Source organism: Microbacterium sp. HMH0099 (assembly GCF_049384025.1).
GTDB lineage: Bacteria > Actinomycetota > Actinomycetes > Actinomycetales > Microbacteriaceae > Microbacterium.
On the sequence record NZ_JBMRJR010000001.1, the window covers coordinates 204,714 to 221,913 of the forward strand.

General features: G+C 73.1%; 14 protein-coding genes. 7 read left to right on the plus strand and 7 right to left on the minus strand.

Annotated elements, in window-relative coordinates:
* Positions 1 to 18 precede the first annotated feature (18 nt).
* Positions 19 to 1,023 (plus strand): sugar phosphate isomerase/epimerase family protein, encoded by a 1,005-nt coding sequence (locus ACO03V_RS00800; RefSeq protein ID WP_387052929.1) that lies wholly within the window; start codon positions 19 to 21, stop codon positions 1,021 to 1,023.
* 188 nt (positions 1,024 to 1,211) lie between these two features.
* Here the strand turns inward: ACO03V_RS00800 and ACO03V_RS00805 are convergent, their stop codons facing one another.
* From ACO03V_RS00805 to ACO03V_RS00835, 7 genes are all read right to left on the minus strand, one after another.
* The gene (locus ACO03V_RS00805) at positions 1,212 to 2,603 is read right to left on the minus strand and encodes a nucleotide pyrophosphatase/phosphodiesterase family protein (RefSeq protein WP_367732659.1); all 1,392 of its coding nucleotides are present in this window, start codon (positions 2,601 to 2,603) and stop codon (positions 1,212 to 1,214) included.
* Positions 2,603 to 3,823: a metabolite traffic protein EboE gene (eboE, locus tag ACO03V_RS00810; protein WP_423136241.1), complete on the minus strand. Its 1,221-nt coding sequence runs from the start codon at positions 3,821 to 3,823 to the stop codon at positions 2,603 to 2,605. Before eboE ends, ACO03V_RS00805 begins: the two co-directional genes overlap by 1 nt.
* The gene (locus ACO03V_RS00815) at positions 3,824 to 4,708 is read right to left on the minus strand and encodes a TatD family hydrolase (protein ID WP_423136242.1); all 885 of its coding nucleotides are present in this window, start codon (positions 4,706 to 4,708) and stop codon (positions 3,824 to 3,826) included.
* Between the two features lie 208 nt (positions 4,709 to 4,916).
* Positions 4,917 to 6,572, minus strand: a complete 1,656-nt coding sequence (locus ACO03V_RS00820; RefSeq protein ID WP_423136243.1) for an EboA domain-containing protein — start codon at positions 6,570 to 6,572, stop codon at positions 4,917 to 4,919.
* Positions 6,569 to 7,624 (minus strand): SCO3242 family prenyltransferase, encoded by a 1,056-nt coding sequence (locus ACO03V_RS00825; RefSeq protein ID WP_423136244.1) that lies wholly within the window; start codon positions 7,622 to 7,624, stop codon positions 6,569 to 6,571. Before ACO03V_RS00825 ends, ACO03V_RS00820 begins: the two co-directional genes overlap by 4 nt.
* Positions 7,621 to 8,874, minus strand: a complete 1,254-nt coding sequence (locus tag ACO03V_RS00830; protein ID WP_423136245.1) for an inositol-3-phosphate synthase — start codon at positions 8,872 to 8,874, stop codon at positions 7,621 to 7,623. The genes ACO03V_RS00825 and ACO03V_RS00830 overlap by 4 nt, the downstream gene beginning before the upstream one ends.
* Positions 8,875 to 9,271: 397 nt before the next feature.
* A complete protein-coding gene (locus ACO03V_RS00835; RefSeq protein WP_423136246.1) occupies positions 9,272 to 10,120 on the minus strand; it encodes an alpha/beta fold hydrolase in 849 nt (282 codons plus the stop codon).
* Between the two features lie 183 nt (positions 10,121 to 10,303).
* On the opposite strand from ACO03V_RS00835, the gene ACO03V_RS00840 reads away from it, so the two are divergent.
* The 6 genes from ACO03V_RS00840 to ACO03V_RS00865 all read left to right on the plus strand — a co-directional run bounded on the left by ACO03V_RS00840 (position 10,304) and on the right by ACO03V_RS00865 (position 17,195).
* Positions 10,304 to 11,860: a DUF222 domain-containing protein gene (locus ACO03V_RS00840; RefSeq protein ID WP_423136247.1), complete on the plus strand. Its 1,557-nt coding sequence runs from the start codon at positions 10,304 to 10,306 to the stop codon at positions 11,858 to 11,860.
* A gap of 159 nt (positions 11,861 to 12,019) precedes the next feature.
* Complete coding sequence (locus tag ACO03V_RS00845; RefSeq protein WP_423136248.1) at positions 12,020 to 12,406, plus strand: MarR family winged helix-turn-helix transcriptional regulator; 387 nt, start codon at positions 12,020 to 12,022, stop codon at positions 12,404 to 12,406.
* Positions 12,407 to 12,414: 8 nt separating this feature from the next.
* On the plus strand, positions 12,415 to 13,788 hold the full coding sequence (locus ACO03V_RS00850) for an MFS transporter (RefSeq protein WP_423136666.1): 1,374 nt from the start codon (positions 12,415 to 12,417) through the stop codon (positions 13,786 to 13,788).
* 65 nt (positions 13,789 to 13,853) lie between these two features.
* On the plus strand, positions 13,854 to 15,467 hold the full coding sequence (locus tag ACO03V_RS00855; protein WP_423136249.1) for an MFS transporter: 1,614 nt from the start codon (positions 13,854 to 13,856) through the stop codon (positions 15,465 to 15,467).
* Positions 15,468 to 15,578: 111 nt separating this feature from the next.
* Positions 15,579 to 16,172, plus strand: a complete 594-nt coding sequence (locus ACO03V_RS00860; protein WP_423136250.1) for a TasA family protein — start codon at positions 15,579 to 15,581, stop codon at positions 16,170 to 16,172.
* A gap of 3 nt (positions 16,173 to 16,175) precedes the next feature.
* Positions 16,176 to 17,195 carry a signal peptidase I gene (locus ACO03V_RS00865; protein ID WP_423136251.1) on the plus strand — a complete coding sequence of 340 codons (1,020 nt, stop codon included), beginning with the start codon at positions 16,176 to 16,178 and terminating at the stop codon, positions 17,193 to 17,195.
* Positions 17,196 to 17,200 lie beyond the last annotated feature (5 nt).

Genomic DNA, 17,200 nt, shown 5'->3' on the forward strand with positions numbered 1-17,200 from the left:
GCGAGAGAGGACACCGCGATGGCGCGACCGATCACCCTGTTCACCGGCCAGTGGGCCGACCTGCCGTTCGAGGAGGTGGCCCGTCTCGCCGGCGAGTGGGGCTACGACGGCCTCGAGATCGCCTGCTGGGGCGATCACCTCGACCCCTGGCGCTGGGACGACGACGCCTACGTGCAGGGCAAGCTCGACGTGCTGGAGCGCAACGGGCTGAAGGTGTTCACGATCTCCAACCACCTCAAGGGGCAGGTCGTCTGCGACGACCCCATCGACCAGCGGCACCGCGACATCGTCTCGGACCGCGTCTGGGGCGACGGGGATGCCGAGGGCGTGCGCCGGCGCGCAGCGGAGGAGCTCAAGAACACCGCACGGCTCGCCGCGAAGCTCGGCGTGAAGACGGTGACCGGCTTCACCGGGTCGAGCATCTGGAAGTACGTCGCGATGTTCCCGCCCGCCACGGAGGAGATGGTCGCGGCCGGCTACCGCGACTTCGCCGACCGGTGGAACCCGATCCTCGACGTGTTCGACGAGGTGGGCGTGCGCTTCGCGCACGAGGTGCACCCGTCCGAGATCGCCTACGACTACTGGACGACGAAGCTCGCCCTGGAGGCCATCGGCCACCGCGACGCGTTCGGGTTGAACTGGGACCCGTCGCACATGGTGTGGCAGGACATCGACCCGGTCGCGTTCCTGTGGGACTTCCAGGACAAGATCTTCCACGTCCACTGCAAGGACACCAAGAAGCGGCTCTCGAACGGCCGCAACGGCCGTCTCTCGTCGCACCTGCCGTGGGCGGACCCGCGACGCGGGTGGGACTTCATCTCCACCGGCCACGGTGACGTGCCGTGGGAGGACGCCTTCCGCATGCTCAACGCGATCGGCTACGACGGCCCGCTGTCGGTCGAGTGGGAGGACGCCGGGATGGACCGCCTCGTGGGGGCGCCCGAGGCTCTCGCGTTCGTGCAGCGCATGTCGTCGTACGAACCGTCGGGGGCCGCGTTCGACGCGGCCTTCAGCCAGCGCTGACGCGGGGGGCGATCAGCGGGAAGCGATGAGGAGGGGCCGGGCGCGCGAGCGTCCGGCCCCTCCCGCGTGTGCGGGCCGCGAGCGCCCGGAACAGGCGGCGCGGCCGGGACAGGCGGATCCGCGCCGGATCCGCCTGTCTCCGGCGCGGTGCCTGTCCCCGTCCCGGGACGCCCGGGGCGATGGGCGCGCTAGCCCGCCGCGCCGAGCGCGCGCAGCAGGAGGTCGCGGACGTCCGTGGCGGCGACCGACTCCGCTCCGTCGGGCAGCAGCGCCGCGTCCGAGGTGAGGAGCATCGGCGCGTCGGCCCGGGACGACGGCAGGCGCCCGTGAGTGCCGCGCACGCAGGCGGGGTCCAGCGGGACCGTGCTCATCGCGTACCGCAGCCCGACCTTCTTCTTCACCAGGTTGGCGCCGGCCTTCGCCTTCGCGAGCCGGTCGGCCGGGTCGAAGAACAGCTCCGCCGGGTCGTACCCGGGCTTGCGGTGGATGTCGACACCGCGGGCGTACTCCGGCGCGCGGTCGTCGTCGAGCCAGAAGTAGTAGGTGAACCACGCGCCGGGCTCGGCGACGACGACGAGCTCCCCGGCGCGCTCGTGGTCCAGTCCGTACCGGGCCTGCCCCTCGCGGTCGAGCACCTCGTCGACCCCCTCCAGCCCGCGCAGCAGCGCGGCGACGCGGCCGATGTCGGCGGCATCCGGGACGTAGACGTGTGCGACCTGGTGGTCGGCGACGGCGAAGGCGCGCGAGGTCCAGGGGTCCAGCTGCTCGCGGCCGTCCTGCACGTAGACCTCCAGCAGCCCCTCCCGGCGCAGCGCGCGGTTGACGTCGACCGGGCGGGACGCGTTCTCGATGCCGTACTCCGACAGCGCGACGACCGTGTACCCGCGGTCCTCCGCGTCGTCGAGGAGCGGGGTGAGGGCGGCATCCAGTTCCCGGGCGGCCCGGTCCGCCTCGGGCGCGTCCGGTCCGAAGCGCTGCAGGTCGTAGTCCAGGTGCGGCAGGTAGGCCATGGTGAGGTCGGGGGCAGCCCCCCACCGCTCGCCGATCACGCCCCGGGTCGCCTCCGCCAACCACGCGCTGCTCTCGATGGATGCCGTCGGCCCCCAGTACTGGAACAGGGGGAACTCCCCCAGCGCCCCGGTCAGCCGGTCGTGCAGGGCGGGGGGACGGACGTACGCGTCGGGGCTCTTGCGCCCGTCCGCGTGGTAGATCGGACGCGGGGTGACCGTGATGTCCGTGCTGGCCCCCATGGCGTACCACCAGCCGAGGTTCGCCGCGGTCAGACCGGGGCGGTGCCGGCGCGCGGTCTCCCACACCTTCTCCCCCGCGACGAGCCGGTTGTGCTGGCGCCACAGCAGCGGGTCGCCCAGGTCGCGGAAGTGCCAGCCGTTGCCGACGATCCCGTGTTCTCGCGGCATCGTGCCGGTGAGGATCGTGGACTGCACGCTGCACGTGACGGCGGGCAGGATCGTGTCGAGCCCGACGGCCCGGCCGCCGTCGGCGAGGCGGCGCAGGCGCGGCATGTGCGCGAGGGTGCGCGGCGTGAGCCCGACGACGTCGAGCAGCAGGACGGGGGCCATCAACGGCTCCTCTCGAGGGGGATGGATGCCGCTCGCGCGACGTCGACGTCGGGGCGGGCCGGCGCGGGCCCGGGCGCGGCCGGCGAGGGGACGTCCGGCGCGAGGGCGTGCGGGAGCGTCTCGCGCACCCACCGCAGCTCGGCCGCGATGCCGTCGACGAGCGTCGGGGGCTGCAGGGCGGCCGGCAGTACGGACCAGGTGTACGTCTCGACGTCGAGGTGGGCCTCGTCTCCGTGGGGCGCGGCGAGCATCGCGTCCACGGCCGCGCGCAGCACCTCGGTCGTCGCGCGCAGCGGCGGCGCCGGCCGGGCGTGGAGCGGGATGTGCACGTGCACCCGCCAGGGGGCGTCGACGGGCCAGGGGTCGGCGGCATCCAGGACCTCCGGCAGGTCGTCGGCGGAACGGATGCCACGCGCTTCGCGCACCTGATGCACGTAGCGTTCCTCCGCGAAGGGGGCGAGCGCCTCCGTCGTCCGGGGGTCCGCGGGGTCGGGGACCTCGAGCGCGACGGAGGCCTGCACCTTCACCACCCGGACGCCGGCGGCCGTGGCCGCGGCGACGGCGTCCGCGGGATCGGCGAACGACACCGCGAGATGGCACGTGTCCACGCAGAGGCCGAGGAAGCCGTCGGCGGTCAGGTGCGGTCGCGCTCCCAGCCAGGCGACCACGTCGGCGACGTCGTCGAGGATGCAGCCGGGCTCCGGCTCGATCCCGACGCGGACCGTGCGACCGGTCGTGCGCTCGATGTCGCGGAGGCCCGCGACCAGGCGGGACAGGGCGTCCTCCGCGGCCGCGTCGGCGGCGGCATCCCATCCGGTCCGCCACCCCAGCGGCAGGGTCGAGATGCTCCCGGAGGCCCCGGGCGGCAGGAGCGCGGCGAGCGCGCGGGCGACGTCGAGGGTGTACCGCAGGCGGTCGGGGGTCGTCCAGTCGGGACGGTAGACCGCGAGCTTGACGACGTCGTCGTGGAAGCCGCGGAAGGGGAACGCGTTGACGGTGCGCAGCTCGAGGCCGTTGCGCTCGAGAGCGTCGGCCAGCAGCCGCCGGGCGGCGGGGTCGTCCGCGAGCACCGCTGCGGCGTCGGCAGGGAGCCACAGCCCGACACCGAGCCGGTCGAGTCCCGCGGCGATGCGCACGGGTCCGGCGTGCTCGTCGAGCTGACGGACGATGCCGGCGACGTCCTCGGCCGGGTGGACGTTGGTGCAGTACGACAGCTCCACTCAGGCCCCCTGGCGCGAGGCCGTGCCGCGCAGCACAGAGTTGCCCGCGAAGGTGTCGGGGCCCTGCTGGGCGGGCGCGAAACCGGGGATCGGGTCGGTGACGACGCGGCCGCTCTGTCCGTAGAAGGCCACGGGGTTGCGCCACAGGATGCGGTCGACGTCGTCGTCGGTGAAGCCGGCGTCGAGCATCGCCAGCCCGGTCTTCGCCGTCTTGAGCGGGTCGGAGCGTCCCCAGTCGGCGGCCGAGTTGACGATGATGCGGTCGAGACCGATGCGCTGCATGATGGCGACCACGCGCTGCTCGTCCATCTTCGTGTCGGGATAGATGGAGAAGCCCATCCACGCCCCGCTCGCCGCCACGTCGTCCACGCAGGTCTCGTTGAGATGGTCGACGAGGACCCGCTCCATCGGGATGCCCGACTCCAGGACGACGTCGAGGGTCCGGCGCGTGCCGACCGCCTTGTCGCGGTGAGGGGTGTGGACGAGGACCGGCAGGTCGAACTCGATGCCGAGGGCGAGGTGCTCCGCGAGGACCTCGTCCTCCTCGGGGGTCATCGAGTCGTACCCGGTCTCGCCGACCGCGACGACGCCGTCCTTGGCGAGGTAGCGCGGCAGCTCCGCCATGACCTCCCGGCAACGCGGGTCGTTCGCCTCCTTCGGGTTGAGCGCAATCGTGCAGTGATGGCGGATGCCGAACTGCGCGGCGCGGAACCTCTCCCACCCGATGAGGGTGTCGAAGTAGTCGAGGAAGGACCCGACGCTCGTGCGGGGCTGACCCAGCCAGAAGGCGGGTTCGACCAGAGCGCGCACGCCCGCGTCGTACATCGCCTCGTAGTCGTCGGTGGTCCGCGCCGTCATGTGGATGTGGGGGTCGAAGATGCGCACGTCGGGCCTTTCATGGGTGGGTGGGTGTCGGCGCTGACTGGGCGGAGATGTACGGCGCGGGGGGTGTTCTGTGTGCATCTGCGCCAAGTCACGGCTGGGGTGTGGGGGGCTGGTCCCCCGGCGCTGACTGGGCGGAGATGTACGGCGCGGGGGGTGTTCTGCGTGCATCTGCGCCCAGTCACGGTTGGAGGGATTTCGGGGGGCGAGGTCAGGTCTGGCTGAGGGCGGGGAGGACGAGGGCGAGGTCCTCCGGCACGGAGCGTCCGGCGGCGCGGCGCTCCTCGGCGAAGCGTGCGGCCATCGCGGCGAGCTCGTCGTCGGCCCGGCCCGTCAGGTCGTGGACGACGGAGAACGGGATGCCGAGGAAGGCGAGCTTCAGCACCCCGTGCCGCCACGCGTGGTCGTCGAGGTGCCGCGCCGAGAAGGCGCCCATCGCGACGGCGACGAGACGGGTGTCGTTCGTCCGGAGCGCGTCGAGCATGAGGGCGCGGCCGGCGTCCCGCCAGCGGGGATCGAGATCGCCGTCGGCCAAGGCGTTCAGCCCGCGCAGCACGCCGCGCCGCTCGGCGTCGTCGCCGCGGTCGTACAGCGCGGTGACGACCGCGGGGTCCGTGCCCTCCTCCGCCAGGGCGACGACTAGCGCGGCGCGGGCGGCGTCGTCGGCCGTCGGGGCGTACGGGACGTCGTCGAGCGGATCCCGTCCGACCTGGCGGCCGGCCTCGGCGAACAGACGCGCCGCGCGCGCGGCATCCGTTCGGACCGTCTCGACCGCCGCGACCGTCCAGGGGTGCGGGGCGTCGAGGACGGAAGGGATGCCGGGAGCGGAGGGGATGCCGGGAACGGAGGACGATCCCGCGGGGGACGGTCCTCCCCCGGCCGCATCTCCTCCCGTCGGCGACGTCGCCGCGGTGTCGGGAGCGGAGGGGATGCCGGGAGCGGAGGACGATCCCGCGGGGGACGGTCCTCCCCCGGCCGCATCTCCTCCCGTCGGCGACGCCGCCGCGCCGGTGTCCGCCGCGGTCGCTGGAAGAGATGCGGCCCGGAGGGCGTCGAGACTGTGCCGCGCCAGAGCCGGAGCGGCGTGCGAATGGCGCGGCAGCTCCACGGCGACGACGCCGCGGTACCCGATCTCGCCGAGCGTCGCGAGGGCGGCGGTGAGATCCAGCTCGCCCTCCCCGAACGGCAGGTGCTCGTGCGCGTCCGGCCGCATGTCGTCGGCCTGGACGTTCCGCAGCAGCGGGCCGGCCGCGCGGAGGGCGCCGACGACCCCCTCCGGCTCGACGACCACGCAGTGTCCGAGGTCGACGGTGAGGCCGAGGTTCGCCGGGTGCCCTAGCCGCGCGCGCACGGCGACGGCGTCGGCGACCGTCTCGACGAGCATCCCGGGCTCGGGCTCGAGGGCCAGGACGACACCGTGCGACGCGGCGAACCCGACGATCTCGGCGAGCCGCGCATCGAGCAGGACCCGGGCGGCGTCGGCGCCGACATCGTCGGGCAGGACACCGCTCCAGAGCGAGACGCAGTCGGCATCCAGGATCTCCGCGATCTCGATCGCTCGCCGGAGGAACGCCATCCGTCGTTCCGCATCCCGGTCGACGAGGGTCGGACGGTGCTTCACGAACGGGTCGAGCAGGTAGCGGGCGCCCGTCTCGACGACCACGCGGAGGCCGCGGCGGCGCAGATCGCCGGCGAGGGCGGTCGCCTCCGCCCGCCAGTCGGACGCGAACGGGTCGAGATGCGGGTGCCCGAGGGTCAGGGCGACGGCACCGTAGCCGGTGGCCTGGAGCACGTCGAGCGCGTCGGGAAGGGCGTGGTCGGCGAAGCCGTTCGTCCCGTACCCCCACGTCCAGGGAACGTCGGTCATGTGATGTCCCCTCTCGTGCGGCGGCGGCTCAGGAGCCGGCCGACCGTCTCGACCGCGAGCAGGAAGGCCGTGGCGACGGGCGCCCCGGCCCGTGCGGTCAGGGCCGACTGCAGCGGGACGACGGCGCGGATGCCGGCGCGGGTGGCATCCCTCGCCTGACTCGCACCGGGATCGCGCGCCACGGCGAGCTGTCCCGGCAGGACGGCGGCGAGATAGCGGGCGCCGCCGAGGAGGGCCGCGGCGCGGTCGCCGCGTCCGAGGAGTCCGGATGCCGCGACGGCCGTGCTCGCGACGACGGCGGCGCGACCGGTGGTCACGGTCGTGCCGCTGACCTCGCCCCGAGAGACCGCGGTGACCGCGACCGTGTGCACCGCGACGGCCGCCGCGGGCAGGATCGCCCCGCGCCAGGACGGACCGGCGGCGCCGAGCAGCACGTCGAGCCCGCGGCACAGCGCCATGACCGCCGGACCCGCCGGCGTCGCCTTGAACACGAGATCGTACGACCAGAGCGAGGCGGCGAGCGCCAGGGACACGAGCCCCGACGCCCGGCCCGCGGCGAAGGCCGCGCCCACCCCGGCCGCGGTCAGGACCACGCCCGTGGCGAGGGCGCGCTCGCGGCTGATGCGGCCCGACGGGATCGGCCGTTCGGGGCGTTCCACCGCGTCGAGGTCGGCGTCGGCGTAGTCGTTCAGGGCCATACCCGCGCTGTAGAGGCACACGCTCGCCCCGGCGAGGGCGACGGTGCGGACCGGGGTGGCGGGTCGGACCGGGGTGGCGGTGCCTCGGGCCTCGCGCGTGAGCGCCGCGGGGCGGGCCTGGGCCGGGGTCGCGGTGCGCCGGGACCCGCGCGCGAGCACCGCGGGGCGGGCCTGGGCCGGGGTGGCGGTGCGCCGGGACCCGCGCGCGAGCGCCGCGGGACGGGCCTGGGGCGGGGTGGCATCCATCGCCCGGGACCCGCCGGCTGCGCTCACCGCGCCGACGAGCGCGTCGCCGAGGACGGTGAGCGAGGCGGGGGCGCGGACGAGGTCGAGGTAGTCCGCGACGCGGGTCACGGGGCGGTGACCGGCTCGGGGGCGCGGACGGGGGACGCGAGGTCCTCCGCGCGGCCGGTCGATGCGGAGGTCGCGTGCGCGAGCGAGGCGGAGGTGCGGAGCGTCCAGTCGACGAAGCGCGTGGTCTGCTCGGCGAAGGCGTGGACGTCGCTGCCCCACGGGTCCTTGAAGAAGCAGCCGAGGTCGGCGACGACACCGGCGTGCCCGGCACGCGTGGCGAGGGCGAGGGCGCGGACCAGGTCGATCACCAGCGGCGCCGCGAGGGCGGAGTCGTACGCGCTCCAGGTGGTCTGGAGGGTGACGCGGCTGCCGAGGAAACCGGCGGCGTGGACGTGGTCCCACGCCGTCTTGACGTCACCGAGGTCGGGCACGTTGTCGATGTGCAGCGGGGCGACGACGTCGTCTCCGACGAGAGCGTGCAATCCGCGGTTCTTGGAGACGAGCTTCGAGCGCACCGCCTCCGGGTCGGCGAGGGTGGCGCCGTCGCCGCCGCCGAGGAGGTTCGTCCCTGCCCACGAGCGGACCGAGAAGCCGCGGGCGGCGAACATCGGCGCGAGCACCGTGCGGAGCAGGGTCTCGCCCGTCTTGCCGTCCTGACCGGCGTACGCGATGCCGGCGCGGTCGGCGCGGTCGCGGAGGGCCGGGAGGTTCAGCGACGCGGACGGCGTGAAGGCCGCGTAGGCGACACCGGCGGCGACGGCGGCCGCCGCGGCGCGCGAGCTCGGCGGGAGGATGCGGACACCCGGGGTGCTGAGCGCGGCGGTCAGCACCTCGTCGGACTCGAAGCCCGGGTGGTACGGCGGAAGGGGCTCCGTGGAGGAGACGTCGACGACGACCACTTCGCGCAGTCCGTGGCGGTCCCGGAAGTCCCGGATGTCCGCGGCGAGGAGATCGATCTCCTCCTGCTGGGTCGTCAGGCCGCTGGGGACGCGGCGGATGTTCTGCTCGGTCGCGACGAGTGCGCTGCGGACCTTCTCGACCAGGGAGGCGGGGAACATGCCGCCGTCGGCGAGGGCGAAGGCCTTCTCGACGAGCGGGGTGTCAGAGATGTCGTGACCGCCGACGACGATCCCGGCGATCGGGGGGAAGGCGGCGTCGCGGACGGCGTCCGTCTCGGTCACGAGACCTGTCGGCTCCACCAGGCCCGCGCTGAGGGCGTGGATGCCGATCGTCGCGGTGGTCGCCAGCGATCCGCGGGCGCCGATGAACCAGGCGCCGACGTCGGGGACGGTGTTGTGCGAGCTGTTCACGTGGGGTATCCGTTCTTCATCGAGGGACGTGAGTGCGCAGGCGCGCGGCAGTGCCGCACGGCGGTGGATGCCACCGGCGAGAGAGCGTCCGTGAGGGGGGGAGCACGGACGGGGTGCGAGGCCTGACCTTTCTCTTCATCGAGGAGCCCTGGCGTTCTCGACACTATTCGCGCTTTTGCGGAATGGCAAGCAAAAGTCGATGAGTCATTGGACAGCTATTGCGAGCGGGAGGGGTGGTGCGCCGTACGAGCGTGTTCGCACGGGGACCGCGGGTTTCGGGCGGCGGGAGGAGGTTGGTGCGAGGAGTGTTCTTAGGACCGGGGGTGCGGCGGGGCCGGGGGGGGTGAGGGACGCGTGTCGTCCGCGCGGGACGCACGGTGTCGGCGCGAGGCAGGCGTCAGGGGCGGGCGGGGACGCGCGCATCCAGCCAGGTCAGCAGATCCTCTCGGACCTCGGCCTGCTGCACCTCGGCGAAGATCTCGTGACGGGCGCCCGGATAGACGAGCGTCGTGACGTCCGTCAGCCCCGACCGGGACCGATAGGCGTCCGCCAGCCGGCGGACGCTCCGCGGACCTCCGACGGTGTCGTCCCTCCCGACCATGAGCAGCACCGGCACATCGCGACCGAGGGCGCGCTTCGGCCGCCCGAACAGCCGGGCCGCCTCGATCGGGCCGAACAGCTTGAGGAGAGGCGCATCCGTCGTCAGAGGGTCGGACACGAAGTCCACGCCCACCTGCTCGTCGCTCGACAGCCACTCCATCCCCGACACGGCGTCCTTCTTCCAGGGCGCGTTCAGATCCCCGGCGTTCAGCGAGCCCGGCATCCGCAACGCGGACCCGCTCAGGACCACGGCATCGAAGGCCTCCGGATGCCGGTCCAGGATCATCTGCGCCAGGAACGAGCCCCACGAATGACCGAGCAGAATGAGCGGCAGATCGTGATGCTCCTCCTGGATGCGCTGGGTCAGGGTCCAGACGGCATCCCGGGCGGCATCGTGACCGCCGGGCCCCAGACGGCCCAGCTTGGAGTGATCGCCGCCCCACTGACGCAGGCCGGTGCGGCCGTGACCTCGATGGTCGTCGGCGTAGACGACGTACCCGGCCGCGGTCAGGGCATCGATGAGCGCGGCGTATCGACCGGCGTGCTCTCCGACGCCGTGCAGCAGCTGAACGACGCCGCGAGGGCGGTCGACCTCGTACACGTCGTAGACGATGGTGACCCCGAAGGCATCGACGAATTCCGGCATGCGCCGAGTCTAGGCGGGGTGCACCGAGCGGCCTCGGCTTTCCACAGGCGATCGGGGGATTTTCGGGGTGGGGAGGGATGGTGAGGACGCGTCGCCTCCTCCCCAGGAGGGGAGCCTGACGACCTTTCCACCAAGCACGTCGACGGGGAGGCGAGAGGCTCTTCCCGCACCTAGCGTGGGGACATGCTTTCGAATGTCGCACCGTCCGCCGCTGGCCCCGGGGCCGCCGCAGCCGCCGCTCTGGCCGAGATCGTCCGGGGCGTCCAGCGCCTGGACGCGGCGATCGCGGCAGCCGAGGCCGGGCGTGTGCGACTCCTGCATGAGGCGTGGGAGTATGCCGAGGCGATGGCGGCGGAGCAGCGCCCCTCGGTGGCGGCGCAGGACATGGCACTGCGGTCCGTCGCATGGGAGATCGCCGCGGCCACGAACGCGTCGGACCGCTCGCTGCAGCGGCAGATCACCGAGGCGGCGACCCTGGTCCGCCACTACCCCGACACCTTGGCCGCCCGGGAAGCCGGAGCGATCAGTCGAGCGCACGTTCGTCAGATCCTGGAAGCCGGCGCGCACCTGCCCGGCCGGGCGAGACCTGCGTTCGACGTCGTGGCGGCGGCGATCGCGCGCACGGGCAGTCCCGCACGGGCCCGGGCGCGCATCCTCGCGGCGGCCGAGGCGGCGCACCCGCGAACCGTCACCGAACGACACCGTGACGCGCGCGAGACCCGCACGGTGCGGGTGATCCCCGGCGCCGATGGCATGTCCCAGCTCATCGCGACCCTGCCGACCCCGCTGGCGCGCGCAGTCGAGGACCGCCTGCAGCGCATGTCGCGCGTGATCATGGACGCACGCCGGGACGCCGTCCGAGCTCCCTCCGCCCCCGGAGCGAGCACCGACGGGAGCAGGACAGGAGCGGCCGGCGACGACCCCCACGGGGCGAACGCGGCGGGCGCCGACGGCCACGGGGCGAACGCAGCGGGCGCCGACGGCCACTTCATCGGACCGGCGGTCGATGACGCGAGCGCGACGGAGAGGACGGGCGAGGATGCCGTGACGGCCGACACACGCACGGCGGACCAGATCCGCGCCGACGTGCTCACCGACCTGCTCCTCAGCGGCACCCCCGCTCTCGACCCCACCGCGACCGCCGACGGACCCGGAACGCTCGGCGCCATCCGCGCGCGTGTCCAGATCACCATCCCCGCCTTGAGCATGCTGCGCCCGGCCCGTGAGAACCTCGACCCCGCAGAGCTCGTCGGCCACGGACCGATCGACCTCGATCTCGCCCGCCGCATCGCCCAGGCCACGTCCACCCCATGGGATCGTGTGATCACGCATCCCGTGACCGGAGCGGTCCTGCATACCGACACGTACCACCGCACCGCCGCGATCGATCGCTTCATCCGTGCACGCGATCGAACGTGCCGGGCGCCCGGGTGCGCCCTCCCCGCTGTCTCCTGCGAAGTGGACCACACCGAGGACTACGCGCGTGGCGGACCCACGGTCGTCGCCAACCTCGCGACGCTCTGCCAGCGGCACCATTCGATGAAGCAGTTCACCGCCTGGCGCGTGGAGCAGCTGCCCGGCGGCGTCCTGCGCTGGACCTCCCCGGCCGGGTACGAATACACCGACCGGCCGCTGCCCTATCCCCGCGCGCCGCGGTTCCCGCCCGACGGCGCGGACGAGGTCGAGCGCGAGGAGGACGGGGGCGGAACGGGGGACGACATGGGTCCACCACCGTTCTAGGGACGCGCGATCCGCCGCAAAGCGGCGAGCCTCGGCCGGAAAGCGCCCACCCTGAACCATTAGCAAGACTAATAAGCTAGGCTAACGATCGAGACAATGAATGACAGCGTCGACGAATCCCCCACCCGTGACCTGAGTGCGCACGCTTCCGAGCTGCGCATGGCCACTTTCCGTCTCGCCCGTCGGCTGCGCGCAGAGCGCGCGGTCGACACCATGAGCGATGGGCAGTTCGCCGTGCTCGCCGCTTTGACGGTGCACGGCGAACACACCCTCGGTCAGCTCGCCGACCGCGAGCGGGTGACCGCGCCGTCGATGAATCGCACGGTGTCGCTGCTCGAGGATGCCGGCTTCGTGTCCCGGACGCCGGACCCGGCGGACCGTCGACGCGTGACGATCAGGCTCACGGAGGACGGCGTCGCCGTCGTCGACGAGACCGTGCGCCGACGCGATGCGTGGCTCGAGCACGCACTCGCAGAACTGGACGAACGCGAACGGCAGACCCTCGCCGACGCAGCGGAGATCATGAGAAAGGTGGCGGACAGGTGAGCTCAGCCATGTTCCGGTCCTTCGCGGTCTTCAACTACCGCGTGTGGTTCATCGGCGCCCTGGTGTCCAACATCGGCGCCTGGATGCAGGCGACCGCGCAGAACTGGGTCGTCCTCACCGAGCTGACCGACAACGACGCCGCGGCGATGGGCGTCACGATGGCGCTGCAGTTCGCCCCACCCCTGCTTCTCGTGGGCGTCACCGGGTGGGTGGCGGACCGCTTCGACCGTCGCAAGCTCATCATGTGCACGCAGACGGCGCTGCTCCTGCTGGCCGTCGCCCTCGGCATCCTGGTCGTGACCGGGGTCATGACCCTGCCGCTCATGTACGGGTTCGCCTTCGCCCTCGGCGTCATCACCGCGTTCGACAATCCCGCCCGCCAGACGTTCGTCTCCGATCTCGTGGCCCGGGAGAACGCGTCCAACGCCGTCGCCTTGAACGCCGCATCCTTCAACACCGCCCGCCTCATCGGCCCGGCCGTGGCCGGCGTCATGATCGTCGTGCTCGGCACCGGCTGGGTGTTCCTCGTCAACGCGTCCACCTTCGTCGCGATGATCGTCGCGCTCGTGCTGATGCGGACGCACGAGCTCATCCCCCATCGCCGCGGAACGGGCCCGGCACGCCTCGCGGACGGGTTCCGCTACGTCGCCCGCCGTCCCGACCTCGTCGTCATCTTCGTGATGGTGTTCCTTCTCGGCGCCTTCGGGATGAACTTCCCCATCTTTGCCTCGACGATGGCCCTCGAGTTCGGTCGCGGCGCGGACGGCTTCGGGCTTCTGAGCTCGTTCGTGGCGATCGGCTCCCTCGCCGGCGCCCTGCTCGCCGCCCGCCGCGAACGTGCCCGCATGCGGGTCGTCGTCGTCGGCGCCGGCGGCTTCGCCCTCGCCTCGTTCGCGTCGGTCGTGGCACCGAGCTACGGCGCGTACGCGGCCACCCTCGTCTTCACGGGCTTCTGCGTCGTCACGACCCTCACGACGGCGAACGGCTACGTCCAGACCAGCACGGACCCCGCCCTGCGCGGCCGCGTCCTCGCGCTGTACATGGCGATCCTCCTGGGCGGGACGCCCGTCGGCGCCCCCGTCGTCGGCTGGGTCGCCGCCGAGTTCGGTCCCCGCGTCGCCATCGGACTCGCGGGCATCATGGCCCTCGTCGCGTGCGGCATCGGGGTGGCGTGGACCCTCGCCTCCGGCCGCGTGCACCGCCACGAGACCCGCCGCTTCCTGCTGACCCTCGACGAGACGCGTCCCATCACGACGATCACGCCCGAACCCGAGGACTTCAGCGACGAGGTCGCCGGCACGACCGCGATCCCCCTCCCGGCCAACGAGCGCACGCCCCGGACCACCCGCACGACCGGAGCCCACCCGCGCCCGACGGCATAACCGGGGCGACGGAGGGACCAGCCGCACCCGACGCCACCATCGAACTAGCTAGATAAGCTAGCAACATGGCGCAGATCACTCCGAGCCCCCGATGGGCCGGGCTCGTCTTCATCAGCATCGCGGTGTCGCTCATCATCGTCGACAGCACCATCGTGAACGTCGCGATCCCCCCGATCGTCGACGACCTCGGCATCACCTCCACCGAGGTGCAGTGGGTGCAGGAGGCGTACACCCTCGTCTTCGCCTCCCTGCTGCTGGTCTTCGGAAGCCTCGCCGACCGGTTCGGCCGTCGCCGGCTCCTGCAGACCGGTGTCGTCGTCTTCGCCCTCGCCTCCGTCGGCGCGGCGCTCGCCCCCACCGGCGGTCTGCTCATCCTCGCCCGGCTGGCGCAGGGCGTCGGCGGTGCGATGATCCTCCCGACCACCCTGTCGCTCATCAACGCGACCTTCCGCGGACGCGAACGAGGGATCGCCTTCGCCGTCTGGGGATCGACGATCGGCGGCATGGCGGCCCTCGGCCCGCTCCTCGGCGGGTGGCTCACCACCGCGTTCTCCTGGCGCTGGGCGTTCGGCATCAACATCCCGCTCGGCCTGCTCATCCTCGTCGGCGTCGCTCTGACCGTCGCCGAGTCGCGCAGCGACGAGCGCGAGCGCATCGACGTCGTCGGGGCCGTCCTGTCCATGCTCACCATGGGCCCGCTCGTCTTCGGTCTCATCGAGGGCCGCACCTACGGCTGGTGGACCACCGCCACCGCCCCCACCCTCGGCGACGCCACCTGGCCCTTCGCCCTCTCCCCCGTCCCCGTCGCGTTCGCCGTCGCCGCGACCGCCCTCGCGGCGTTCATCGCCTGGGGCCTGCACCGGCAGCGGACCGGGCGCTCCACCCTCCTGGCGTTCCGTCTCTTCTCGCTCACCTCGTTCCGCAACGGCAACATCGCCGCCGCGGTCGTCTCCCTCGGCGAGTTCGGCATCATCCTGGCGCTGCCGCTCTGGCTGCAGTTCGTCCTGGGCTTCGACGCGCTCCAGACGGGACTGCTGCTTCTCGCCCTCGCCGTCGGCTCGTTCGTCGCGAGCGGGCTCGCCGGAGCACTGACCGGTCGCGTCGCCCCCGTCCATCTCGTCCGCGGCGGGCTCGTCGCCGAGATCGTCGGCGTCGCGGGCGTCGCCCTGCTCATCTCGCCGGATGCCGCCTGGGGGCCCCTCGTCCCGGCGCTCTTCGTCTACGGGCTCGGCGTCGGACTCGCCACGGCCCAGCTGACGGGAGTCGTCCTCGCCGATGTCCCAGCCTCCGCGAGCGGACAGGCATCGGGGACGCAGTCCACCTCGCGGCAGCTCGGCGCCGCCCTCGGGGTCGCCATCCTCGGAACCGTCCTCTTCTCCACGACGGGAGCGGCCCTGGCATCCACTCTCCAGGACGACGGCGTCCCCGCCGACCGCCGCGACGAGGTCGTGTCCCTCGTCGTCGACAGCGCGGGCGCGGCCATCGCCGGCCTCGACCAGTCGCCCCAGACGGAGCAACTCGCCGACGCCGCCCGCGCGGCCTTCAGCGACGGCACCCGGGCCGCCGCCTTCACGGCCGCCGCCTTCCTCACGATGGGCCTGCTCTCGACCCTGACCCTCGGGTCGGCCGCCGCCTCGGCGCCCGCCTCACGCCGAGCGACAGGCCCGACCCGGCCCTGATCTCATCCCGCAGACCACCCTGTCAAGCCGTCCGGCGCGTCGCACGAGAGCCAAGGCCTTTTCCCTAGCCTTCCGGTGTTCGCATCCATCGATCTTTTGGGGAGATCTGCAATGTCGACATTCAGCCGGAGATCGTCGCGCCTGGCCACCTGGATCGCCGTTCCCGCCGCCCTCGTCGCGGCCGGCATCGTCGTGTCATCCAGCTCGTACGCCGCGTTCTCGGACACCACGTCGAACGACGGCAACTCGTGGCGGGCCGGGACCGTCCAGCTCGACGACGACGACGCCGGACAGGCGCTCTTCACCGTCCCGAATGCCAAGCCCGGCGACGGCGGCACCACCTGCATCACCGTCACCTCGACCGGTTCGCTCGCCTCCGACGTCCGCCTCTACGCCGTGGATGCCACGGGCTCCAACGCCCTGCCCGACCACCTCGCGCTCGCGGTCGAGGTCGGCACCGGCGGCGGGTCGGGGTCGTGCGACGGCTTCCAGCCCGAGGGCGACGCCGTCTTCCGCGGCACCGTCGCGCAGTTCACCTCCGCACACACCTCGTTCGCCGGCGGCGCACCGTCGTGGAGCCCGGCCGGCGCGCCGCCGGAGAGCCGCACGTACCGCTTCTCCTGGCAGCTCGACGCCGACGCGCCGAACAGCGTCCAGGGCGGCACGGCGAGCACGACGTTCGTCTGGGAAGCGCAGAACAGCTGACCCGTGCCGCCCCGCCGCTTCGCCGCGGGGACGGCGTTCGCGGCGGTGGCGGTCGCGCGCGCCGTCCTCGCCTTCGCCCTCGGTCTGGTGTTCTGGGCGGCCGTGCCCGCGGTCGTCGGGTGGATGCCGACCAGCGTCATGTCGGCATCCATGAGCCCGGCCATCGAGGTCGGGGACGTCGTCGTCGCGATGCCGGTCGGCCCCGAGGACCTCGTACCGGGGAGAGTGCTCCTCGCCGTCGACCCCGACCGTCCGGACCGCTTGCGCCTGCACCGGCTCGAGTCGGTCCGGGCGGACGGCATGCTCGTCACCCGCGGCGATGCCAATCCGGCGGCGGACAGCACCCCGGTCTCGCCGGAGGCGGTGTCCGGCGTGGGGGTCCTCCGCGTTCCGTGGGTCGGGCTGCCGTCCGTGTGGGCGCGGACGGGGAACGTCGTCCCCCTCGCCGTGACGGCGGTCGTCCTCCTCGGGTGCCTCGCCGTCGGCACCCGCCGCGGCCGCGACGACGACGAGAACGCCGGTGAGGACGCCGACACCCCCGACGACCCCGGCCGGCCGGGAGAGGCGGGCGTGCCCGGCGACGACAACCCCCGCCCGACCAGGCGCAGAGACCTCCGCCTCGCGGCGGTCGCCGTCGTGCCCGCCCTCCTGCTCTCCCCCGCCCCGGCCTGGGCATCGTGGAGCGCGGGGACGGCGGCATCCGGGACCGTCGTCGCCCGGCAGATGATCCCGCCCGCTGTCGTCGACTGCGTGGACGACTCGAGCGGACCGATCATCGTCTGGCGGCAGGACGGCCCGGCGGTGGCGGAGTTCGCGATCCTCGTCGACGGGGTCGAGGTCGCCCGCGGCATCCCGGGGAACGCACGCGCGGCCTCCATCCCTCGGGACCGCTTCTTCTTCCCGTTCGAGCGATCGACGGTCACCGTCCGTGCGTACCTGTCATCGCGATGGACCGCCGACGCCAACGGCTCGGTGCGCATCGGCGGCGGGTTCCTCGGCCTGGGCTGGCCCGTCTGCCGCTGAGCGCG